This is a genomic window from Prochlorococcus marinus (assembly GCF_001180245.1).
GTDB classification, from domain to species: Bacteria; Cyanobacteriota; Cyanobacteriia; order PCC-6307; family Cyanobiaceae; genus Prochlorococcus_A; species Prochlorococcus_A marinus_F.
Genome location: NZ_CVSV01000027.1, coordinates 1 through 300, shown reverse-complemented (window position 1 = coordinate 300; position 300 = coordinate 1). Strand labels below are relative to the sequence as shown.

Here is a 300-nt window from a genome sequence, read left to right as displayed (position 1 = left end):
ACTACTTTATTTTGGTCAATATGAAGACAGTCTTAACTTAGCCAAATTAGCAGTAAAAATAAATGCAAAAAATGAAAAACTATGGTTGATTTTGGCTGAAGCACAAATAGCTAACAAAGAATACGAAAACGCATTAAGTTCTCTAAATAAAGCAGAACAAGTCAATTCAAATATTAGCGAAATATATTTTGCTAAAAGTAATGTTTACTTAAAAATTTCCCAAAACACAAAAGCAAAAAATGCTTTAGAAAAAGGAATAAAGATTGAACCCAACAACCACAAAGCTATTTTTCAATTAGG

1 pseudogene is annotated in these 300 nt (G+C 28.0%); it reads left to right on the top strand.

Going from position 1 to position 300, the window contains the following annotated elements:
* A pseudogene (locus tag AMO19_RS00455) lies at positions 1-300 on the top strand (tetratricopeptide repeat protein); the annotation flags it as partial.